The organism is Anabaena sp. UHCC 0253 (assembly GCF_009712085.1).
GTDB lineage: Bacteria > Cyanobacteriota > Cyanobacteriia > Cyanobacteriales > Nostocaceae > Dolichospermum.
The window spans coordinates 438,562-441,746 of record NZ_VILD01000003.1 but is presented as its reverse complement, the minus strand read 5'-3'; the positions used below and the strand labels follow the sequence as shown (position 1 = coordinate 441,746).

General features: G+C 34.4%; 1 pseudogene. It reads right to left on the bottom strand.

Annotated features, from left to right (window positions below):
• Window positions 1-3,116: pseudogene (locus tag FJR38_RS10235) on the bottom strand (pre-peptidase C-terminal domain-containing protein); the annotation flags it as partial.
• Window positions 3,117-3,185: the final 69 nt, after the last annotated feature.

Genomic DNA, 3,185 nt, shown 5'->3' with positions numbered 1-3,185 from the left:
ATTAGTGGTAATGTTAATCTTCCCCCATTTCCTTGAAAAGCATTCGCTGTAATATCACTATTTTCACTAGCAAAACCAATAATAAAAGGAGCATTAATATTAATATTTCCGCCATTTCCTCCCGCACCTGCTGTTCCTGCGGTAGCAGTTATATTACTCCCACGCCGTAACCATAATAAATCATTAATATTCAGGGTAATTTCTCCACCTTCGTTACTAATAGTTTCAGCAGTAATAAAGGCTTGATTATCTAATGTCAAAGTTCCCGCTTGTAGTGAAATATCTCCACCTTTACCGCTACCTTGACTATTTACACCTATGCCCGCACCGTTTCTAATTATGAAAAATTCCGGGTCTATTTGAATACTCCCACCATCACCAGTTGAGCCTATTTCTGTATTGGCAAATAGCCCAGTTTTCTCACCATCTAAAGTAATATTATCTTTAACTGTGAGGATGATATTTCCAGATTTACCAAGATTAGAAGTAGAAGTAATGACTTGTCCCTTGTTATTGACATTGAAGGTATTAGCATTAATATTGATTGTACCACCTTCACCACTACCATTAGTAAAAGCTGATATTTGACTACTATTTTCTAACTGTAAATTATCAGTTTTTAGGTTTATATTACCTGCTTTTCCTACACCTGTCGTATAGGCAAAAATTCCTGAAGGTTGACCACTATTTGTGATATTTGCTTGGATGGGATTGGGTTCTAAAGATATTTGTAGATCAAAATGGGTGGAATCATTATATTTATCACGAATAGGAACTCCTTGATCATCAAAATTACTAACTTGAAGATAATAAATTCCTCCTTGACTAAAAGTATATCTCAGATAGGGATCTTGCTGTAAGGTCATTGTAAAATCACTACCTTTAGAACCAAGACCATGGGAAGCATCATTATTAGATGCTAATACTTGTCCTTGACTATCTAATAAAGTTAATTTTGTATTGATAGCAGGGATGGGATCACCTGCATTATTATAAACAGTACCAGTATTATCAATATCAAAAACTGCTCTTGTACCAGTATTTACTTTTAATTTATAGATATGAATTGTGTTGTTTCCTGCTGCTTTTATAGATGTGTATGGAACTCTGGTACTATATTCTATATTAGGATTTTTAACCGTGGGATTATTGACTACAAAATCACTATCTTTTAATTCTGGTGCTGTGATTATAGAATTATTTGACTCTATATCTTGAATTTGGTTATTAATATGATCATTTTTAACTATATTTTTACCAGGTAAAGCATTAGGATCGGGATTAGCAAAATTAGGATCAACTGCACTGATGATGATACTATCACTAGCATTAACCATAATTTCTCCAGCTTTTGATGTCCCTATTCCTTCTGTTAAAGCTTGAATTTGACTACCATTTAATAATGACAATGTGCGAGAATTTAATTTTAAATTACCACTATTTCCTGATGCAGTTTGAGTAGCTGAGGTACTAATAATACTACTATTAGTAAGGAATATTTCCCCTCCTGTTATGTCTAAAAATATATTACCAGCATTGCCTTGATCAGCAGTAAGACTGCGAATATTACTACCATCTGTCAGGGAAATATTTTCAGCCTTAATATTAATATTTCCGGCATTACCAATGCTATAAGTTCCTGTGTCAATTAAAGCAAAATTTGTGAGGTTGAGATTTTGAGATTGAATTTTAATATTACCACCTATTCCTGTGCTACCGGGTTCTAATGTGGTAAATAAGCGACTATTATTTAAGTTAATATTACCTGTGGAATTTAATTCAATATGTCCAGAATTACCACGACCATCACTAGAACTGCTTAAATCGCTATCTATTAATTGGATAAATGGGGCATTTAATTGAATTTGACCACCATTACTGCCAATTTCGCCATTACTTTTGATAATAATATTATTAAGATTTAATTTTTCTCCCGTCAGGTTAATGATGCCACCATTGCCACCTTTACCAATAGCGGATAAATTAATGTCTGGTATAGAGATATTACCATCTGATATTTTCAGATTAATATTGCCGGCATTTCCTGTATTACCAAAATCAGAATGTGAGGAAGAGTTTAGGGTTTTTGTGGTGATATTACCATTAGTAGTGGTGATGTTAATCACTCCTCCATTCCCCCCATTTCTTGAAGTTGAAAATGAGGAAGAGTCTAGTAATAATTCAGCCGTGATATTACCTTTAGAAAATAGACTAATTCCGCCACTATTTCCTGCATTACCTGATTGAGAAGATGATTTAGAAAAGATGTATTGTGTGGTAATGTTACCATCGCTGCTAGTTAGAGAGATCGCACCACTATTTCCTCCATTCCCTGACTGAGAATAGGATGATGAAGAGATGAGATGTCCTGTGGTAATATTGCCAATACTAGAGAGAGCGATCGCACCGCCATTCCCCCCATTTCCTGAAGTTGAAAATGAGGAAGAGTATATTAAGTCTGCGCTAATATTTCCCCCTGATTTGAGGGTAATATCACCTCCTAGACCTGGATTTCCCCAAGTTGAACCGGCGGTAGAAAATAGGGATCTGGTAGTAATATTACCTTCAGAGAAAACATTAATTGCACCGCCATTTTTTCCACTCCCTAAAAAAGAAAATGATCGAGAATTTAGATTAGTTGTAGAGATATTATCTTTACTGGAAATAGTGATCGCTCCTCCATTTCCTCCATAGCCATAATTAGATAAAGAAGAGGAATTAATATCACCATATATATTCATATTAATATGACCATTATTAGCCAGCAGAGATATATTCCCACCATTTCCTGCATTACCTGACTGAGAAGATGAATAGGAGTTGATGTTTTCTACAGAAATATTTCCAGCGATAGATGTAACGGCGATATTTCCACTATTTTTTGCATTATCTGACTGAGAAAATGAATAGGAATTAAGGTTTATTGTCAAAATATCACCTGCGGATTTTAGGGTAATATCTCCACTATTTCCTGTAGATGCAGATGAGTTAATAGCTTGTGTGGAAATATTTCCTTGGGATAAAAAATTAATATCTCCACTATTTCCTGTAGATGCAGATGAGTTAATACTTTGTGTGGAAATATTTCCTTGGGATAAAAAAATTAATATCTCCACTATTTCCTGTAGATGCAGATGAGTTAATAGCTTGTGTGGAAATATTTCCTTGGGGATGAAAAAATTAAT